This is a genomic window from Acinetobacter pengchengensis, assembly GCF_982235305.1.
Genome location: NZ_CEVATJ010000001.1, coordinates 388285 through 406232, shown reverse-complemented (window position 1 = coordinate 406232; position 17948 = coordinate 388285). Strand labels below are relative to the sequence as shown.

Below are 17948 nucleotides of genomic sequence, written 5' to 3'. Positions count from 1 at the left end.
CTCCTAGTTAAACCATGATTCGCGCGCTTTCATAATCAATTGACCCGCTTTCTCTGTACCTAAACCTTCAATATCTTCGATATCATCAGTCGCTTGGTCAGCTAAATCATCAACTGTAATGACACCACGAGCGGCAAGCGCATAAGCGATCTCTTGTGTCATGCCTTCCATTGCTAGAAGTTCTTCACTCGGATCTTGGATATTTTCTTGCTGTTGCAATGCATCTGCCAATGCCACTTCTTTGGCACGACCTTGTAACATTTCAACAATTTCTTCATCTAAATCAATTTCGTCAAATGTTTCCGCAGGAACATACGCAATTTCTTCTAATGAAGTGAAGCCCATTTCGACCAATGCCATCGCCAAATCTTCAGCAATGTCTAGACGTGAAACAAACAAGTCCAAGTATTGTTGTGCTTCATTTTGCTGACGTGCGTGATACTCTTCTTCAAGCATCATGTTTAGCTTGTAACCTGTGAGTTCAGAGGCTAAACGTACGTTTTGACCTTGTGAACCAATGGCACGCGCCAACTGATCGCTAGTTGCGAAAATAATGTCAGCAGTACGTTCTTCTTCATCAATCACAATACCCGATACATCGGCTGGCTCTAAAGCACTGGCGATATATTGCGCAGGATCATCAGACCACACCACAACATCAATACGCTCACCATTTAACTCTTGCTGTACTGCTTGGATGCGCGTACCACGCATACCAATACATGCACCTACAGGGTCAATACGATGGTCGTTGGTTTTTACTGCAATTTTTGCACGTACACCCGGCTGACGCGCTGCCGCTTTAATCTCGATGATTTCTTCAGAAATTTCTGGAATTTCTTTTTTCATCAACGCAATCAGCATTTCAGGCTTAGCACGTGACAATAACAATTGTGCACCACGACCTTCACGGTTCACGCTGTACAAAATTGCATTTACACGCTGCTTAGGACGCAAAATTTCTTTGGGGATCATTTCTTCACGCGCCAAATATGCTTCTGCATTGTCGCCTAAATCAATAATAAAGCCATCTTTGGTTTGCTTTTTCACTTCACCGTAAATCAGCTCGCCTACTTTGGCTTCATAAGCATCTGCAACCAACGCGCGTTCTGCTTCACGAATTTTTTGCACAATCACTTGCTTGGCAATTTGTGCAGCAATACGACCGAAGTCAATTGACTCAACTTCAAGTTCGCGAATGTCGCCAATTGACCATTGTGCAGGGTCTACATCAGAAATTGCATCTTGGCATGCAGGCATTTCATGATCTTCATCTGCCACTACTTCCCACTGACGGAAAGTCCTGTAGTCACCTGTTTTACGATCAATTTCCACACGTAAACGTGCTTCTTCTGAGTTTGTGCCTTCGTAGAATTTCTTTTTCGTCGCAGCAACAAGAGCCTGTTCAAGCGCCTCAAAAATTGCCTCACGACTTACACCTTTTTCGTTACTAACCGTTTCAACGACGGTAAGAATTTCACGTGCCATAAGTCACCTATTCGTTCAGATTCTTATTAATTTGATTAATCTTGGTAAATCAGGTTTGCTTTATCAATATTGTGACTGTCAATCTCCAATACCTGCTGTTTTTCCACTTCGACCTGAATAGTTTCATTTTCCAGATCTACAGCAATCAACTTCGCTTGAAATTTACGACGGTTTTCTACAGCACTGATTAAACGTAACGCAATGGTATGCCCAATATACGCAGGCAATTGCTCTAATTGGAAAAATGGACGATCCCAACCAGGTGATGACACTTCAAGCGCATATTCACCCGAAATTGGATCATGCACATCAAGCATTGCCCCAACTTGCTGGGTTACACGTACACAATCCTGCACACCAATACCGCGACCTTGCTCTAATTCGCCATCTTCATTTAAGACAGGTTCTGCATTTTCATCGACAGCTTTGTCGATATAAATACGTAACAAAGAACGCTTACCTTGTGGAATAAACTCGATTCCCCAAAGATCTACATCACATGCTTGCACTGCTGGCGCAATTAAGTCCTGAAGTGCTTGAGTTTTATTTGATAGCTTCATTTACTCTCGTCATTCTGCTGCGGTTCAATGGTCTTATTTGACCACTACACATTCATACAAACTATAGTAGTAGTGAAACATGACACTTTGACTTTAGGCCGCGCACGGCTTGTATCGACACTACACGATAGCCAATAAAAAAGGGCGTAATCGCCCCTATTCTTGCACAGTAAAACCAATATCCACTGTGCAAAAAGGCCCACCTAGTTGTGAGCCTCTTTAGAAACTTGGTAGTGGGGATTAGACTAAATCTAACCATCTTTGCTAGTTTATTGTGCTGAGTTAAATCAACTAAAACTAACGTACCACACCATTAGAAACTTGGTAGCGGGAGCTGGATTTGAACCAACGACCTTCGGGTTATGAGCCCGACGAGCTACCAGACTGCTCCATCCCGCATCAACGTGCAAAAATTATATACAAAAATGAATAAGTTTTCAATCAAACTTCTCATATTTGCCTGACTTAAGTTGCACCTTAGTCAGATTTTGGTAGCGGGAGTTGGATTTGAACCAACGACCTTCGCCAAGTTATCAAGGGTTGAGCCCGACAGACAAGCAACCAATCAAAACTGACATGACCAAACCATTAAAATGGTAGCGGGAGCTGGATTTGAACCAACGACCTTCGGGTTATGAGCCCGACGAGCTACCAGACTGCTCCATCCCGCATCAACATGTAAATACTTATCTCAACCTAAAATAATTTAAGTCGCCTACGCTTAATTCACAATAAGCTTAGGATTGATTGGTAGCGGGAGCTGGATTTGAACCAACGACCTTCGGGTTATGAGCCCGACGAGCTACCAGACTGCTCCATCCCGCATCAACAGATTTGCTGCTTAACACCAACTTATGTTTTCTGGATTATAAGTTGGTGCGGAAGGGGGGACTTGAACCCCCACGCCCGAAAGCACTACCACCTCAAGGTAGCGTGTCTACCAATTCCACCACCACCGCAGCTGTGACGCATTCTAGTCGCATCATGCGAAAAAAGAAAGTACTAAATAAAATTATTCAGCGCTTTTAGGCGCAGTTGGTGAAGATTCAGGCGATACTGGCTGTGCAGGGGCAGTCGTTTGTACAGTCTGCAAACTATAGGCACCTGTGGTTTGTTTCTTTGCAAACACCGCTAAGGTTAAACTCGTTGCAAAAAACAATGCTGTCAAAATTGCCGTTAAACGCGTTAAAAAATTGCCTGAGCCTGACGCACCAAATACGGTTGCCGCACCACCGCCACCAAAAGAAGCGCCTGCATCTGCACCTTTACCATGCTGAACCAAAATTAGTCCAATTATTAAAATGGCTAAGATAATATGTACTACCAGCACAAATGTTTGCATGCTGAACTCCTCATTATTGTGTATTTGCAAAGGCTTGCGCAATTTGATGGAACGATGCCGCATTTAAAGATGCACCACCGACCAAAGCACCATTAATGTCTGGGCAGGCTGCTAACTCTACGGCATTTTCTGGTTTTACACTACCACCATATAAAACCGGTAAAGTCACAGCATAAGCGGTGATTTGGCTTAAACCTGCACGAATTTTTGCATGCATGGTTTGCGCATCTTCTGGTGATGCGGTTTTGCCTGTACCAATTGCCCAAATAGGTTCATACGCAATCACAATCTGTTGCCATTGCTCAGCTTCCACCACTGCAGCAATATCACAAATTTGTTGCAAAACAACTTGCTCTGCCTGACCGCTTTCACGTTGTTGCAAACTTTCACCCACACAATAAATAACAGTCAAACCAGCCTGTAAGGCATTTTTAACTTTCTCATTCAAAATGCTTGGTGTGTCTGCAAAAAATTCGCGACGTTCTGAATGCCCAACCAATACATAATCAATTTGGCTATCTTTTAGTAATTCTGCACTGACTTCGCCCGTATAAGCCCCTAAGCCCGCAATACGGGAAAGGTCTTGTGCAACGGTATAGACAGGACGTACTGCTTCGCTCAATGCAGTTTGAATTTGTGTCAAAGCCAAAGTGACAGGTGCAATCCCCAAATGACACTTTTCAGCCTCTACAGGGCTGTCTTGTAATAATGTTTTAAATTCAGAAATAAGTTGCTGAGCATCGGCATGCATCGGATTCATCTTCCAATTGCCAACCACCCAAGGCTTAATCGTCGTAGCCGACATAGAATAACCTGCAAAAACAATTCATTTAATCGCGCACATTCTACACGCAAATCACATTTCTGCTGAGTTTTTTGTGCAAGCTTTGCATCAAACTGCTGCATGAAGTATCTTTTCATAGCAGGACTTACAATTTTTTTAGAAGATTAATGTAACTGGTTCATGCTTTTAGGCGATACTTAGGTGGTGACAGCACTTTCAGATATGGTATTTTTGTGCAACAAAAGTATAATTTTAAAGATACCAATTATAAACAATCTTGATTTTGAGGGCGTTGGGGAATGTCAGTACAACAAGCTACACCTAAATTCACAGGTTTTATTCGACGATTGGTCGAAGACGGGCTCGTTTCTGCTGAAAATATGCAAACCGCCATTATGGCTGCTCATAAAGAAAAAGTAGATATTGTTCCCTATCTAATTCAGAACCTGAATATTTCACCTTTGCTGATTGCTGAAAAAATTTCCAATGAGTTTGGTGAGCCTATTTTTGACTTGAATGTCTATGATTCCGCTTTAATTGTGCGTGAAGGCATCGATGAAAAGCTGTTCAGCAAATATAACCTTTTACCTATTTTTAAGCGTAATCATCTACTTTACGTTGCGACCAGTAACCCAACCAATATCGAAGCAATGGATGCAATTCGTTTCAACAGCAAAATGAATGTTGAAGCGATTGTGGTTGAACACGACAAACTGGTAAAACTGATTGAACAGAACTTTGCGAGCGAGTCTGCTTTTGAATTTGAAGATGATGACTTTGATCTCAACTTTGAAGATGGCAACAGCGAACCAGAACAAGCCGCAGAAGATGAACCGCAGGGTGATGAATCCCCGATTGTTAAATACATCAACAAATTACTGATTGATGCAATTCGCATGGGTGCCTCGGACTTACACTTTGAACCGTATGAAAAAACCTATCGCGTGCGTTATCGTGTCGATGGTGTATTACGTCAAATTGCCACACCACCCTTACAGTTAGCCAACCGCTTGGCATCACGTTTAAAAGTCATGTCCCAAATGGATATTTCTGAAAAACGTGTTCCACAAGATGGTCGTATTAAATTAAAACTATCTAAAAATAAATCCATCGACTTCCGTGTTAACTCCTTGCCAACCTTGTTCGGTGAAAAAATTGTACTGCGTATTCTTGACCCATCTAGCGCGATGCTTGGGATTGATGCTTTAGGTTATGAGCCAGAACAAAAAGAATTGTTCATGGAAGCTTTAGAAAAGCCGCAAGGCATGTTGCTGATTACGGGTCCAACGGGTTCGGGTAAAACGGTATCGTTATATACTGGCTTAAATATCTTAAACAGAGAAGATACCAACATTTCCACCGCCGAAGACCCTGTGGAAATTAACTTAGAAGGTATTAATCAGGTTAACGTAAACAACAAAGTGGGCTTAACCTTCGCTGCCGCACTAAAATCTTTCTTACGCCAAGACCCTGATATTGTCATGGTGGGTGAGATTCGTGACCTTGAAACTGCAGAAATCGCAATTAAAGCCGCCCAAACAGGTCACATGGTTTTATCTACTCTACACACCAACAGTGCACCAGAAACTTTAACACGTTTACGCAACATGGGCGTTCCATCCTTTAACATCGCAACTTCAGTGAACCTCGTCATTGCACAGCGTTTGGCACGACGTTTATGTCCGCATTGTAAAGCCCCTTCCGATATTCCAAGACAAAGCTTATTAGAAATGGGCTTCACTGAAGCCGATTTGAGCAACCCAGAATTTCAGGTCTATCAACCTGTAGGTTGTTCTGAATGCCGTGAAGGTTATAAAGGCCGTGTTGGTATTTATGAGGTGATGAAGGTCACACCAGAAATTTCCAGAATTATTATGGAGGATGGTAATGCCATCCAAATTGCTGATGCTTCAGCAAAATCGGGGTTTAACAATTTGCGTCGTTCGGGGTTACTTAAAGTCATGCAGGGGGTGACTTCATTGCAAGAAGTCAATCGTGTGACCAGTGAATAGTTGTAAAATTTAAAATAAGGATAAATACGCATGGCTGTCAAAAAAGCACAGATGATGCCCACCTTCGTTTATGAAGGGATTGACCGCAAAGGGGCTAAATTAAAAGGGGAAATTCCAGCGCGTAATATGGCTTTGGCAAAGGTCACATTGCGTAAACAAGGAATTACCATCAAGACGATTCGCCAAAAGAAAAAAAATATTCTTGAAGGCTTAATGAAAAAAAGGGTGTCAACCTTAGACATCACCATTTTCACGCGTCAACTTGCCACAATGATGAAAGCGGGTGTGCCTTTGGTACAAAGCTTTGAGATTGTGGCTGAAGGTCTTGAAAACCCCGCTATGCGTGAAGTGGTTTTAGGCATTAAAGGCGAGGTGGAAGGCGGGAATACCTTTGCTGGTGCATTGCGTAAATATCCTCAATATTTTGACAATCTGTTCTGCTCTTTGGTTGAATCTGGTGAACAATCGGGTGCCCTAGAAACCATGCTAGATCGTGTCGCGATCTATAAAGAAAAGAGCGAACTGTTAAAGCAAAAAATCAAAAAAGCCATGAAATACCCTGCAACGGTCATTGTGGTGGCGATTGTCGTGACCATTATTTTGATGGTGAAAGTTGTACCAGTATTTGAGGAGTTATTTAGCTCTTTTGGTGCAGACTTACCTGCTTTCACTAAAATGGTAGTGAACATGTCGCAATGGATGCAAAAATACTGGTTTATTCTGATTATTGTGATTGCGGCGATGATTGCAGGTTTCCTGGAAGCTAAAAAACGCAGTAAAAAATTCCGTGACTTCTTAGACAAAGCTGCACTGAAAGCGCCTATTTTTGGTGACTTAGTCTATAAAGCCATTATTGCGCGTTATAGCCGTACTTTAGCCACTACTTTTGCTGCAGGTGTACCCTTAATTGATGCTTTGGAATCCACCGCAGGCGCAACCAATAACGTGGTCTATGAAGAAGCGGTGATGAAAATCCGTGATGATGTCGCAACAGGTCAGCAGCTACAATTCGCCATGCGTGTCACCAATAAATTTCCCTCTATGGCGGTACAAATGGTGGCCATTGGTGAAGAATCAGGTGCCCTAGATGCCATGCTAGATAAAGTCGCAACCCACTATGAAAATGAAGTCGATAACGCAGTAGATGGCTTAACCTCAATGATGGAGCCGTTGATTATGTCTGTGTTGGGTATTTTAGTGGGTGGTTTAGTTGTCGCCATGTACCTTCCAATCTTCCAAATGGGTTCTGTGGTTTAATGCAAGAATTAATCGCGTACTTTATCCAAAATCCAACTGCGCTCTATATCGCAGTTGGACTTTTTAGTTTATGTATTGGCAGTTTTTTGAATGTGGTCATATACCGCACACCCAAAATGATGGAGCAGGAATGGCGTAATGACTGTCAAATGTTATTACACCCTGAACAAGCCATTATTGATGAAAGCAAAATCACCCTGAGCAAACCTGCATCGACCTGCCCCAAATGTCACCACCCAATTCGCTGGTATCAAAATATTCCTGTGGTGAGTTGGTTGGCATTACGTGGTCAGTGTGGCAATTGCCAAAACCCGATCAGCATACGTTATCCACTGATTGAAGTATTAACCGCTGTTTGTGCCTTAATTGTACTTGCGGTATTTGGCCCAACCGTTCAAATGCTGTTTGGCTTGCTGCTCACTTATACCTTGATTGCACTCACCTTCATTGATTTTGATACACAACTCTTGCCAGACCGCTATACCTTGCCTTTGGCTGCCTTGGGTCTAGCGATCAATAGTTATGCTATCTATACCTCACCCACCTCTGCTATTTGGGGTTATATCATTGGTTTCTTATGCTTATGGGTAGTGTATTACCTGTTTAAAATTATTACAGGCAAAGAAGGCATGGGCTATGGTGACTTTAAGCTCCTTGCCGCTTTAGGAGCATGGATGGGCCCAATGATGTTGCCTCTGATTGTGCTGCTTTCTTCCTTAGTTGGGGCGATTATTGGCATTATTCTGTTAAAAGTGCGTCAAGAAAACCAGCCCTTCGCGTTTGGTCCGTATATCGCCATTGCGGGTTGGATTGCCTTTTTATGGGGCGAGCAAATCATGAAAGTTTATTTGGGACAATAAGGACAGCACATGCGTTTTGTTTTGGGTCTAACAGGAGGAATTGGCAGTGGCAAGTCTGCAGCCAGTGCGTGGTTTGAGGCCCAAGGTATTGTTGTGATCGATGCGGATGTGGTTGCACGCGAAGTGGTTGAAAAAGGACAGCCTGCCTTACAGCAAATTCAACAACGCTTTGGCGATTGGGTTTTACTTAAAAATGGCGAGCTAGATCGTCGCGCGCTACGTGAACACATTTTCAAAGAACCAAGTGCACGACAAGCGCTTGAAAAAATCACCCACCCTGCAATTCGTGAATCAATTATTCGACAATTGGATGCTGCCGACAGTCCCTACGTGGTTTTGGTTTCACCGCTCTTGTTTGAAACCAATCAACATCAACTGACCCAACATACCTTGTTGATTGATGCCACTGAAGCACTACAAATTCACCGCGCCTCACAACGTGACGACCAAACAGTTGAACAAATTCATAAAATTATTCAAGCACAAATGCCACGTGCTGAAAAGCAACGCCTAGCCAATGACATTGTGCTGAACGATGGGCATTTAGATCATTTGTATAGCAAGCTTGAAGTATTGCATCAGCAGTATTTAAAGCGAGCGATGCAGTAAGCCAATTAATCTGAATGTTGTTTTTGCTGTTCAAGTTGGGCTTTCAAGCTGTCAGCTCGTGCCCACCAGCGCCAAGGCTGCAAAGCGCCAATTCCCATACCCATCAAGCCGCATACAATTGCTAGACTCAATGGCTCACCTAATAATGGAACAGCAAAAATTGCAGCGATAAACGGCGCCAAGGTCACAATACTACCGGTTTTGAACGCCCCCAAACGCTTAATTGCCTCGACATAGCTAAGTGTTGCGATGATTACCACAAAGACCCCATGAAAAATAGTTTGCAGTAATAAATGAATCGGTTCGGGTCTACTGAGTTGTTTTGGGAAAAACAGCAAGTAAATCGGGACATAGACAATTGCAGACCAAATTGCGACACCCGCCATAGCATGCCAAGCGGATAGCTTCCATTGCCTTAATAAAACCGTAAACACGCCCCACCAAATGGCACTGATAAAAAACAACCCATCCCCAAGCCCAAAAGCAACGCCTGTTTGTTGATACATCAGCACACTCATACCCGCAATGGCAGTCAGCATAATTACAATACTGATCCAGGTATGTCGGTCAAAAGGCACTCGAAATAATACCCAAGCCGCAATAGCGGTACAAACAGGAATACAACCATTCAAAAAAATAGCAGCATGAGCAGCAGGTACATAATGAAAAGCACTATACGCAGTCAGACAATAGCCCACTCCGCCAATCATTGCCAAAATAAAAGGCTCTTTTTTCCATAAAAATGCCGTATCTCTTTTCCAGATGAGAATCGGCATTAAAATACAAAAAGCCAAAGCGAAGCGTAAGGCGGTAATATCCCAAGCGCTGATCTGCCATTGTGCATTCAGCCGAGCAGTTAGGGTAAAACCACCCCAAATGCACATGGTAACAAGCACCAAAGCATATCCTTGCTTTTGCGGAGACAGACGAATCACTGTGTTGAAAACATCAATAGAATAGCAAATACAAAATCAGCAATTAAGCCTGACGCTGACGGCAAGCTTCATACAATGCCATGCCTGTTGCAACGCTGACATTCAAACTTTGCAGATTTCCTGCCATTGGAATAAATACGGTTTGATCACATTGTGACTGGGTAATTGGGCGTAAACCTGTATCTTCTGCGCCCATCACCACGCATACTGCTGTGCCTGTAAAGTCAAATTGCTGAATTGGCAAAGCTTTTTCATCCAGCATCGTACCCACCACGCGCACATTAAACTCTTGTTTCAAATGCGCCAAAGTACGTGCCAAATTGGTCACTTGGATAAATTTGACTTTTTCAGCGCCACCTGCAGCCACTTTGCGTGCAGTTGGGGTTAAACTTGCTGAACGATCACGCGGCACAATCACGGCAGCAACACCCATGGCAGCAGCAGTACGAATACACGCGCCTAAATTATGCGGGTCAGTGACTTGATCTAGCGCCAAAAGCAAAGGCTTGCTATCGGCCTGCAATAAGGTGTCCAAGTCTTTTTCATTCAAGGTTGGATGTGGGCGCACTGCAGCCACCACCCCTTGGTGAAAAGGCAAACCTGCCAGTTTTTCCAAGCTGTCACGACTGGCTTTTTGCACACTAATGCCAAATGGTTCGGCAAGTTCTAAAATTTTTTGTAAACGCTGATCATCACGCCCTTTTAAGGTAAAAAGAGTTAAGACTCGCTCTGGCTCAAGCTCCAATAATGACTCCACCGAGTGAACGCCATAATAATATTCAGGTTTTGCCATGAACGACCTCTAATTAATACACCAATAAACCAGCGAAAACGAAAAATCCTGCAAAGCTGACTTCACAGGATTTCAATAATATCTAGTTTAACCGATTCGGGTGAAAATTTCTTGATTCAATTCGGTCCTATTGAGTGTTCAAGTAGGAAAAATTGATAATTCATTTAATACCCTGTTGATCAGCTGATTAACCTTCTAAGTGGCACACGTAATCAAGCACTTCGTCGGTTTCAATGCTGAAACGGCTATTGCCAGGCACATAGAACGACTGACCAGCGCGGAATAATTCACTTTCTTCGCTATCGGCAATTTTGACACGACATTCACCTGAAATAATTTCCATACGTTCAGGCACATGCGTTTCGAAAGTCAAGGCTTGTTCAGTCGGTAAAATCACCCCTAAGGTTTTTTTGGTACCGTCTTCAAATTGCACCGTGTGACTGATGCATTGCCCACCAAAATAGACATTCGATTTTTTCACAACTGATACATGATCAAACTGAGCTGACATGCGTATTCTCCAGGTAACGCGTTTTTATATTTTTGACTGATGTAGTTTAATTCTGTCCTCAGAACTAATCAATCTGTGTTTACAGTAGGCTTTGCGTAAATTGAATCATGTTTCAATAAGCAGCATGCGACACGCTAACAGCATAGTCTAAGCCAATGCCAAAGGCATGCAAAGTACTCTGCAGATTTTTCCCCACTAAAGTGCTAAATTTGAATGTGAAACAGATCACAAAAGTATCTATATCGCTTAAGTTTCAACACATCAGGCAGCACCTAAAACTTCCAAGCGAATATACTGCGATTTGATGACTATCAAATGAAATGGTCAAATAATCATGCGTTTTACATATGATGCTTATTGGGTACATTTTTTGTTGTTTGCGCTGTAATTTAAGCTAGAATTAAATAGACGAAAATAACAGCCTTGTTATGGCATTTCCTAAATTTAACTCTCTTTCACTGACACTTTTCGCAGCTTGGATGCGTTTATGCTGACTCATTTAACACTGATTAACTTTGCCCTTGCCGACCACTTAGCACTGGATATTGAAACAGGTTTTAACGTCCTAACAGGGGAAACAGGTGCAGGTAAATCCTTACTATTAGATGCGCTCTCTGCCTGTTTAGGTGAACGTACCGATACCAATTATGTCCGTTTTGGCTCAGATAAAGCCGATGTGACTGCGAGTTTCAGTTATCAGGACAATAGCCCTGAAGCACAATGGCTAAAAGAACATGAATTAGATGATGAGTCTGGTGAAATCCATTTACGTCGGGTAATTTTTGCTACAGGACGCAGCAAGGCATGGATTAATGGACGTCCAAGCAGTTTGGCAGAGCTGAAAGAAATTGGACGCTTGCTAGTACAACTATATAGCCAGCACAGCCAACAACAATTGTTGGAACCGCCTTATCCAAAGCACTGGCTTGATCGTTATTATAATTTTTATGCCCCTGCCCAAGCAGTACGTGATGCTTATAGTACCTGGCAAAAAAATATCCGACAGCATCAGGCGGCGCTGGATGCACAGGCAACTCGCAAGCAGCGCATCGAAACCCTGAACTTACAGCTCGAAGAACTCGAGGAACTGGTACAAATAGATTATAAGGAGATTGAACAAGAGTTTGATCGCCTAAGCCATCATGAACATATCATGCAGGACTGCAGTTATAGTTTAAATGCCTTAGACGAAGCCGAGCAAAACATCACTCAGGAAATTGCTTCGATTATTCGCCGCTTGGAATCTCATGCGGGGCGCAGTGAACAATTATCAGAAATTTATAACTCATTGTTAAATGCGCAAAGTGAATTAGATGATGCGACAGCCAATTTACGTCAGTTTATTGATCGTCAAAGCTTTGACCCTGAACGTATGGAAGAACTGAATCAAAAATTAGAAGTCTTTCATCGTTTAGCACGTAAATATCGCACACAGCCTGAATTATTGAAACAAGAATTTGATACTTGGCAAACTGAGCTCACTGCTTTACATGAGCTGGAAGACCCTGAAACTTTGGCAGAACAAGTAGAACTGGCACATCAGGATTTTTTAGCCAAAGCACAACATTTAGATGACATCCGTCGTGAAGCAGCCGCACCACTCGCCAAACAACTGACCGAGCAAGTCAAACAATTGGCACTGCCTGAGGCACATTTTGAATTTAAGTTTGAACCTTTAGAGCAGGTTTCTGCGGAGGGGTTAAGTTTTATTCAGTTACTGTTTACTGCAAACAAAGGTATTCCTGCTCAGCCATTAGCACGTGTGGCTTCCGGTGGCGAATTATCGCGGATTGCTTTGGTCATGCAAGTCATGAATGCCGAAAAAACCGAAGCTGAAGTTTTGGTTTTTGATGAAATTGATGTCGGGATTAGTGGTGGTACTGCTGAAATTGTGGGGCGTTTGCTCGCAGGTTTGGCGCAACACGTTCAAATTTTATGTATTACCCACCAAGCACAAGTGGCTGCGCAGTCTGATCAGCACCTTTTGGTGAAAAAACGTCAGACTGACCCTGCCAGCAGCACCATTGTTGAATTAGAAGAAGATGCGCGTATTTTAGAATTGGCACGCATGACAGGCGGTGTTGAAATTAATGACACTACCCTGCAACACGCCAAACAATTACGACAATTGAAGTTTCAACAGGCTTAAAAAATCAACGCTGTCACAAAAAGAGCTTGGTGAAATCACAAAGCTCAAGTAACGTGTATCCTAAAGGAATAGGTTTTTCTAGAAGCAACTGTTTTTAAGGAGATTTGCTTAGGTGACTAAACAATATCTGACGCATCGCTGTCTCATAGCTCCGCCCGATATGAATGATGAGTTTTTTGCAAACACCGTCATCTATTTGGCACGTCATGATGAAGACGGTGCGCAAGGCATTATTATCAACCGTCCATCGGGTATCCAAATCAAAGAATTACTCAATGATTTAGATATAGACGCAGATAATGTGCATCCTCACGAAGTTCTACAAGGGGGTCCTTTACGACCTGAGGCAGGTTTTGTTTTACACACTGGGCAGCCAATTTGGCATTCATCGATTGCAGTGGGTGAAAATGTCTGTATCACCACCTCTAAAGATATTTTAGATGCGATTGCCCACAACGAAGGCGTTGGACGCTACCAAATTGCCTTGGGCTATGCTAGCTGGGGTAAACAGCAACTGGAACAAGAAATTGCCCGTGGCGATTGGCTCATTTGTGAATCGGACATGGATTTGATTTTCAATTTACCTTATGACGACCGTTGGGATGCCGCATATCGCAAAATGGGCGTAGATCCAACATGGTTATCTTCAGAGATTGGTCATGCCTGAAACGACACAAGCCCAAACCATTATGGCATTTGACTTCGGCACACAAAAAATGGGCATGGCTGTGGGGCAGGCACTGATTGAAAGTGCAACCCCACTCGCCCTTTTTCCCATGAAAGATGGCGTTCCGCAATGGGAAAACTTGCTAAAAATTATCAAGCAACATCAGCCGCAATTATTTCTAGTGGGCTTACCTTTAAATATGGATGATAGCGAGTCGGAACTGTCTACCCGTGCCCGTAAGTTTGCTAAACGCTTACGCCATCAAAGCAATATCCACACCCTAATGGTCGATGAACGCCTAACTACACGTGAGGCACGTGATGAGCTTGATCATTATCAAGCTCAAGGCCGTGGCAAAAAACTCGCTGCCGACAGTCTTGCTGCAGCACTATTGATTGAAAGCTGGTATCGTGAACCTCACGGCGTTCTGCCTTAAATTCTTTCTGAATAGAGAACATCGACAAACGTAAAAGAATTGGGACATTGATCCTTAGTACACTAAATTCCATCTGTCAAAAGTCGATTGGTCCGGCTATTTTTTGATATAAAGTGACATCATTCTTTTGGTGTGAATGGGTAAATCCGCATGGCACTGTCTAGCTTTGGCAAGATTCTCACAGTCTTAGACTTATATTCAACCGCACGTCCTGTCATTAATGTAGATACGATTAGTGAGGAACTCGGTTTATCTAAGCCTACCAGTTACCGCTATTTAAAAGAATTGGTTTCGGCAGAATTGTTGCAACGCATGAGTGGCACCTCGGGAGATTACACTCTTGGGCCCAAAATTGCGGTATTGGATTTTATCTCTCGTACGACTGATCCATTGGTCACCATCAGCATTCCTTTTATGAAAAAAATTGCGCAACGTACTGAATTTTGCTGTTTATTGACCCAGCTCAATCAAGATTCCTGCATTGATGTACATCACGAAATCTTTAAAGATACGCCTTTACTGTCTTATGGTCGTGGCTGCCCACGTCCTGTTTATGTCGGCTCATCGCCAAAAATTATTATGGCACACTTGCCTAAAGCTAAAATTTTAGACTATTACCAGCGTTTTTCTGCCGAATTGGCACAAGTCAATTTTGCAAAAGATGAAGATGACTTTTTGCAGCAAATGCGCAAAATCAAAAAACAAGGCTATTATTTTTCTAATGGCGAACTTGATGCAAAAATTGCAGGTTTATCTGTATCGATTCGTTTTTCATCTAAAGATGCACCTTATGCCCTGACACTGTTGGCATCTAAAAACCGTTTTGAATTTGTCAATTTGCAAAAGCTAATTGAAATTTTGCAGGATAATGCCAAACAAATTGAAAAACTGCTTGAAACACTAAATACCGATTTAAGCTTAGAAGTGAACTCGACTTAACGTGGCAAAATTTTAATCTGAGGATGATCTTATTCAGAAATGCTATGAAAATAGCGAAAGGTCAGATTAATTCTGGGTTGTAAAATTTTATTGGACTTCATTAAAGCATGTTTCCAATGCTGCTGTGTTTGTCCTCGCATCACGAGCAACTGACCACTCTGCAATAAAAGATCTACTTTATTTGCCGTATGTTTGTGCTTAAAACTGAATTTACGGGTTGCTCCAAAACTCAATGAAGCAATGACAGTGTTTTTTTCTAAATTCGGCTCATCGTCACTATGCCAGCCCAAGCCCTGCGTACCATCTTGATATAAATTGGCCAAACATGAGTTAAAGGGATGCCCGACCCATTGTTCAACTTGCTGTTTCAGTCGCCACAAAGCAGGTTGCCAAACATAAGCCTGCATTAAAGCACCTGAATACCGATATTGATACTGCTCATCGCCATACCATGCGACTTGGCGCTGTGTCCGATAATACTGACCAAATAGCATGCCTTCATCGGCTTGCCATACCAAATGTTGCAGAAAATACTGTAAATAACGCGCACTATGCTCCGCACTCAGCACCAGGCCATAGTCCTGCACAATGCCGTCATAAGGCAGTATGTTGTCACGAGGCTCAGGTGTAAACAACTCTAGATTCATGATCAACCCACTCTATTGTTTAATCTAAAAATAAGGATCAGCTCTGCTCACAAAATGACACAGCTTTTTGGCTTGTGAGTCGTAACTTTCATCCTTAGACTTAAAATCATCGTGCATATAATAATAATAGCTTATGAATTTATGGCATTTATTTCAAAAATTGCGTCCCTTCGTTCGGCCTTATCGGCTCTTGGTGATTGCTACTTTAGTTTTAACGCTCATCGGCTCGTTAACAGCTCAAGTCAATGCACTGACTTTACAATACGCAGTTGACCGTATTAACACCATAATTGAGGCAGGACAAGGTCTGTCTTCGGGCTGGCACATTTTAATCACCATTTCAGCCATTTTGCTGGGTAAAGAAATCATCAATGCCTTTGTGCAGTTTGGGCAGAAATTTTATGGTGAAAAACTGCGCATCTTTGTGTCACAAGATTTGGCACAGGACATTATTGAGAAGTTTTTGCGTTATCGACTGGCCTTTTTTAATCAGGACAATAACCAAGCAGGTAAATTACAAACACGTATAGATCGTGGCATTGGTTCGCTCATCCGTTTAGTGCAAATTTTCTTTATTGATATTTTGCCACTCTTTACCAGTGCCATTGTGGCTTTGGGCTTAATGTATTATGCCAATATTTATGTGGGTTTGGTCGCGACACTCATTGTGCCTATTTATTTTTGGCTGACCTACCAGCAGGCACAAAAACTAGGAAGCTGGCGACGTAATTTACGTGATGGGCGTGAGAAAAAAAGCCAAGGGATTCTCAGCATCATCAACTCAATCACCGTGATTAAATCATTTAACAGAGAAAGCATCGAAGCAGAAAAACAACTCACCCTGCAAAAAAAACTGACCCACAATCAAATGCAGACCCGCCAAACCAGCTTTATATTTGATGGTTTAAAAAGCTTTATTGAACAAATTGGTGTGGTGCTGATTATTATTTTAACTGCTTATTTTGTATTAGATGGACAAATGAGCATCGGCATGATCATGTATCACGTGTTACTGTTTGGCAATGTCTCTGCCCCCCCATTCTCTCATTGCATCGTATTTATGATGAAGTCAATGATGCAATGATCTATTCAGAAAGCTTCTTTCAAATTTTGGAAGCCGAGCATGAAATTGAACCAAGTGGTACGCTTAAACCCATCATTCGAGGGCGGTTTGATCTGCAACAGGTAAACTTTTTTTATCCGAATGGACATCATGTACTCAAAGACATTCAGATGCAGATTCAGCCCAATAAAATTACCGCATTGGTGGGATTGTCGGGGGCGGGAAAATCCACCCTGATCAGTTTATTAGATAAATTCTATGTACCACAACAGGGAACAATTCAGCTCGATGGGACTGATATTAACCACATCGACACCCAATATTTACGTGACCATATCGGCTTAGTTTTGCAAAAAAAATCATATTTTCCAAGGCTCTATTTTTGAAAATATTCGTTATGGCAAAACTGATGCTAGCTTGGAAGATGTGATTCAGGCAGCAAAAAAAGCCTCTATTCACGAACAAATTTTGCAATTGCCTCAGGCTTATGACGCAGATGCCCTCATGCTTTCAGGCGGTCAACAACAAAGGATTGCCCTTGCACGCATGTTCCTGAAAAATCCACCCATTATTTTTTTAGATGAACCCACTGCTAGTCTGGATGCCATTGCAACCGAACAAATCAAACAAAGCCTCGATGAAATTAAACAAGGGCGTACGGTCATCATCATTTCACATAGCTTATCGCAAATTATTGATGCCGATTACACCTATGTCATGAAAGATGGCAGGATTGCGGAACACGGCGAACATGATGCGCTTTATCATCAAAATGGGGTTTATAAAAAAATTTTTGATGCGATGGCAAAAAGCTTAAATATTGAAAAAATTGCCAAAACTTATGAAGATGATGCCGAAAAAGAAACCCATAGTTAATCAAAAAGTGCTTCAATCAG

The 17948-nt window shown here is 42.3% G+C and carries 16 protein-coding genes, 4 tRNA genes and 1 pseudogene; 9 read left to right on the top strand and 12 right to left on the bottom strand.

All coding sequences use genetic code 11. The annotated features are described in order from the left end of the window. Window positions 1-3 precede the first annotated feature (3 nt). From nusA to tpiA, 8 genes are all read right to left on the bottom strand, one after another. Complete coding sequence (gene nusA, locus AC0T5Z_RS01975) at window positions 4-1488, bottom strand: transcription termination factor NusA (RefSeq protein WP_291334049.1); 1485 nt, start codon at window positions 1486-1488, stop codon at window positions 4-6. Between the two features lie 35 nt (window positions 1489-1523). Next, window positions 1524-2048, bottom strand: coding sequence for a ribosome maturation factor RimP (rimP, locus tag AC0T5Z_RS01970; protein ID WP_291334047.1), 525 nt, complete (start codon window positions 2046-2048; stop codon window positions 1524-1526). A gap of 322 nt (window positions 2049-2370) precedes the next feature. After that, a tRNA-Met gene (locus AC0T5Z_RS01965) sits at window positions 2371-2447 on the bottom strand. 195 nt (window positions 2448-2642) lie between these two features. Then, window positions 2643-2719, bottom strand: a tRNA-Met gene (locus AC0T5Z_RS01960). 77 nt (window positions 2720-2796) lie between these two features. Continuing rightward, a tRNA-Met gene (locus tag AC0T5Z_RS01955) sits at window positions 2797-2873 on the bottom strand. Between the two features lie 49 nt (window positions 2874-2922). Continuing rightward, a tRNA-Leu gene (locus tag AC0T5Z_RS01950) sits at window positions 2923-3007 on the bottom strand. A 53-nt stretch (window positions 3008-3060) separates the two neighbouring features. Then, on the bottom strand, window positions 3061-3390 hold the full coding sequence (gene secG, locus AC0T5Z_RS01945; protein ID WP_291334045.1) for a preprotein translocase subunit SecG: 330 nt from the start codon (window positions 3388-3390) through the stop codon (window positions 3061-3063). A 13-nt stretch (window positions 3391-3403) separates the two neighbouring features. Then, window positions 3404-4195 (bottom strand): triose-phosphate isomerase, encoded by a 792-nt coding sequence (gene tpiA / locus AC0T5Z_RS01940; protein ID WP_291334042.1) that lies wholly within the window; start codon window positions 4193-4195, stop codon window positions 3404-3406. Window positions 4196-4473: 278 nt separating this feature from the next. Between tpiA and pilB the strand changes: the two genes are divergently transcribed. From pilB to coaE, 4 genes are read left to right on the top strand one after another with little or no spacing between them, the layout of a single operon-like run. Beyond that, complete coding sequence (gene pilB, locus AC0T5Z_RS01935) at window positions 4474-6186, top strand: type IV-A pilus assembly ATPase PilB (RefSeq protein WP_291334040.1); 1713 nt, start codon at window positions 4474-4476, stop codon at window positions 6184-6186. A gap of 30 nt (window positions 6187-6216) precedes the next feature. After that, window positions 6217-7443, top strand: coding sequence for a type II secretion system F family protein (locus AC0T5Z_RS01930; protein ID WP_291334038.1), 1227 nt, complete (start codon window positions 6217-6219; stop codon window positions 7441-7443). Continuing rightward, window positions 7443-8303, top strand: a complete 861-nt coding sequence (locus AC0T5Z_RS01925; protein WP_291334036.1) for a prepilin peptidase — start codon at window positions 7443-7445, stop codon at window positions 8301-8303. The genes AC0T5Z_RS01930 and AC0T5Z_RS01925 overlap by 1 nt, the downstream gene beginning before the upstream one ends. A 9-nt stretch (window positions 8304-8312) precedes the next feature. After that, window positions 8313-8912: a dephospho-CoA kinase gene (coaE, locus tag AC0T5Z_RS01920; protein WP_435336721.1), complete on the top strand. Its 600-nt coding sequence runs from the start codon at window positions 8313-8315 to the stop codon at window positions 8910-8912. A 5-nt stretch (window positions 8913-8917) separates the two neighbouring features. On the opposite strand, the gene AC0T5Z_RS01915 is transcribed toward coaE, so the two are convergent. The 3 genes from AC0T5Z_RS01915 to ppnP form a co-directional block, all read right to left on the bottom strand. Then, window positions 8918-9838, bottom strand: coding sequence for a DMT family transporter (locus AC0T5Z_RS01915; protein ID WP_435336745.1), 921 nt, complete (start codon window positions 9836-9838; stop codon window positions 8918-8920). Window positions 9839-9890: 52 nt separating this feature from the next. Beyond that, window positions 9891-10640, bottom strand: coding sequence for a 23S rRNA (guanosine(2251)-2'-O)-methyltransferase RlmB (gene rlmB / locus AC0T5Z_RS01910; RefSeq protein ID WP_291334033.1), 750 nt, complete (start codon window positions 10638-10640; stop codon window positions 9891-9893). Between the two features lie 187 nt (window positions 10641-10827). Continuing rightward, window positions 10828-11151 (bottom strand): pyrimidine/purine nucleoside phosphorylase, encoded by a 324-nt coding sequence (gene ppnP, locus AC0T5Z_RS01905; protein WP_004975854.1) that lies wholly within the window; start codon window positions 11149-11151, stop codon window positions 10828-10830. Window positions 11152-11638: 487 nt separating this feature from the next. Between ppnP and recN the strand changes: the two genes are divergently transcribed. The 4 genes from recN to AC0T5Z_RS01885 all read left to right on the top strand — a co-directional run bounded on the left by recN (window position 11639) and on the right by AC0T5Z_RS01885 (window position 15342). Further along, complete coding sequence (gene recN, locus AC0T5Z_RS01900) at window positions 11639-13300, top strand: DNA repair protein RecN (RefSeq protein ID WP_291334029.1); 1662 nt, start codon at window positions 11639-11641, stop codon at window positions 13298-13300. A gap of 112 nt (window positions 13301-13412) precedes the next feature. Beyond that, the gene (locus AC0T5Z_RS01895) at window positions 13413-13967 is read left to right on the top strand and encodes a YqgE/AlgH family protein (RefSeq protein ID WP_291334027.1); all 555 of its coding nucleotides are present in this window, start codon (window positions 13413-13415) and stop codon (window positions 13965-13967) included. Next, window positions 13960-14403, top strand: a complete 444-nt coding sequence (gene ruvX / locus AC0T5Z_RS01890; protein WP_291334025.1) for a Holliday junction resolvase RuvX — start codon at window positions 13960-13962, stop codon at window positions 14401-14403. The genes AC0T5Z_RS01895 and ruvX overlap by 8 nt, the downstream gene beginning before the upstream one ends. A gap of 150 nt (window positions 14404-14553) precedes the next feature. After that, entirely contained in the window at window positions 14554-15342 is a 789-nt protein-coding gene (locus AC0T5Z_RS01885; RefSeq protein ID WP_435336722.1) for an IclR family transcriptional regulator, read from the top strand. Between the two features lie 29 nt (window positions 15343-15371). Here the strand turns inward: AC0T5Z_RS01885 and AC0T5Z_RS01880 are convergent, their stop codons facing one another. Then, a complete protein-coding gene (locus tag AC0T5Z_RS01880) occupies window positions 15372-15989 on the bottom strand; it encodes an alpha-ketoglutarate-dependent dioxygenase AlkB family protein (RefSeq protein ID WP_435336723.1) in 618 nt (205 codons plus the stop codon). 133 nt (window positions 15990-16122) lie between these two features. On the opposite strand from AC0T5Z_RS01880, the pseudogene AC0T5Z_RS01875 reads away from it, so the two are divergent. Next, window positions 16123-17928, top strand: a pseudogene (locus tag AC0T5Z_RS01875) (ABC transporter ATP-binding protein). The last annotated feature ends 20 nt before the right edge of the window (window positions 17929-17948 follow it).

Coding starts and splice junctions, on each gene's coding strand:
- nusA (WP_291334049.1), bottom strand. CDS start 1,488: ATGGCACGTGAAATTCTTACCGTCGTTGAAACGGTTAGTAACGAAAAA.
- rimP (WP_291334047.1), bottom strand. CDS start 2,048: ATGAAGCTATCAAATAAAACTCAAGCACTTCAGGACTTAATTGCGCCA.
- secG (WP_291334045.1), bottom strand. CDS start 3,390: ATGCAAACATTTGTGCTGGTAGTACATATTATCTTAGCCATTTTAATA.
- tpiA (WP_291334042.1), bottom strand. CDS start 4,195: ATGTCGGCTACGACGATTAAGCCTTGGGTGGTTGGCAATTGGAAGATG.
- pilB (WP_291334040.1), top strand. CDS start 4,474: ATGTCAGTACAACAAGCTACACCTAAATTCACAGGTTTTATTCGACGA.
- AC0T5Z_RS01930 (WP_291334038.1), top strand. CDS start 6,217: ATGGCTGTCAAAAAAGCACAGATGATGCCCACCTTCGTTTATGAAGGG.
- AC0T5Z_RS01925 (WP_291334036.1), top strand. CDS start 7,443: ATGCAAGAATTAATCGCGTACTTTATCCAAAATCCAACTGCGCTCTAT.
- coaE (WP_435336721.1), top strand. CDS start 8,313: ATGCGTTTTGTTTTGGGTCTAACAGGAGGAATTGGCAGTGGCAAGTCT.
- rlmB (WP_291334033.1), bottom strand. CDS start 10,640: ATGGCAAAACCTGAATATTATTATGGCGTTCACTCGGTGGAGTCATTA.
- ppnP (WP_004975854.1), bottom strand. CDS start 11,151: ATGTCAGCTCAGTTTGATCATGTATCAGTTGTGAAAAAATCGAATGTC.
- recN (WP_291334029.1), top strand. CDS start 11,639: ATGCTGACTCATTTAACACTGATTAACTTTGCCCTTGCCGACCACTTA.
- ruvX (WP_291334025.1), top strand. CDS start 13,960: ATGCCTGAAACGACACAAGCCCAAACCATTATGGCATTTGACTTCGGC.
- AC0T5Z_RS01885 (WP_435336722.1), top strand. CDS start 14,554: ATGGCACTGTCTAGCTTTGGCAAGATTCTCACAGTCTTAGACTTATAT.
- AC0T5Z_RS01880 (WP_435336723.1), bottom strand. CDS start 15,989: ATGAATCTAGAGTTGTTTACACCTGAGCCTCGTGACAACATACTGCCT.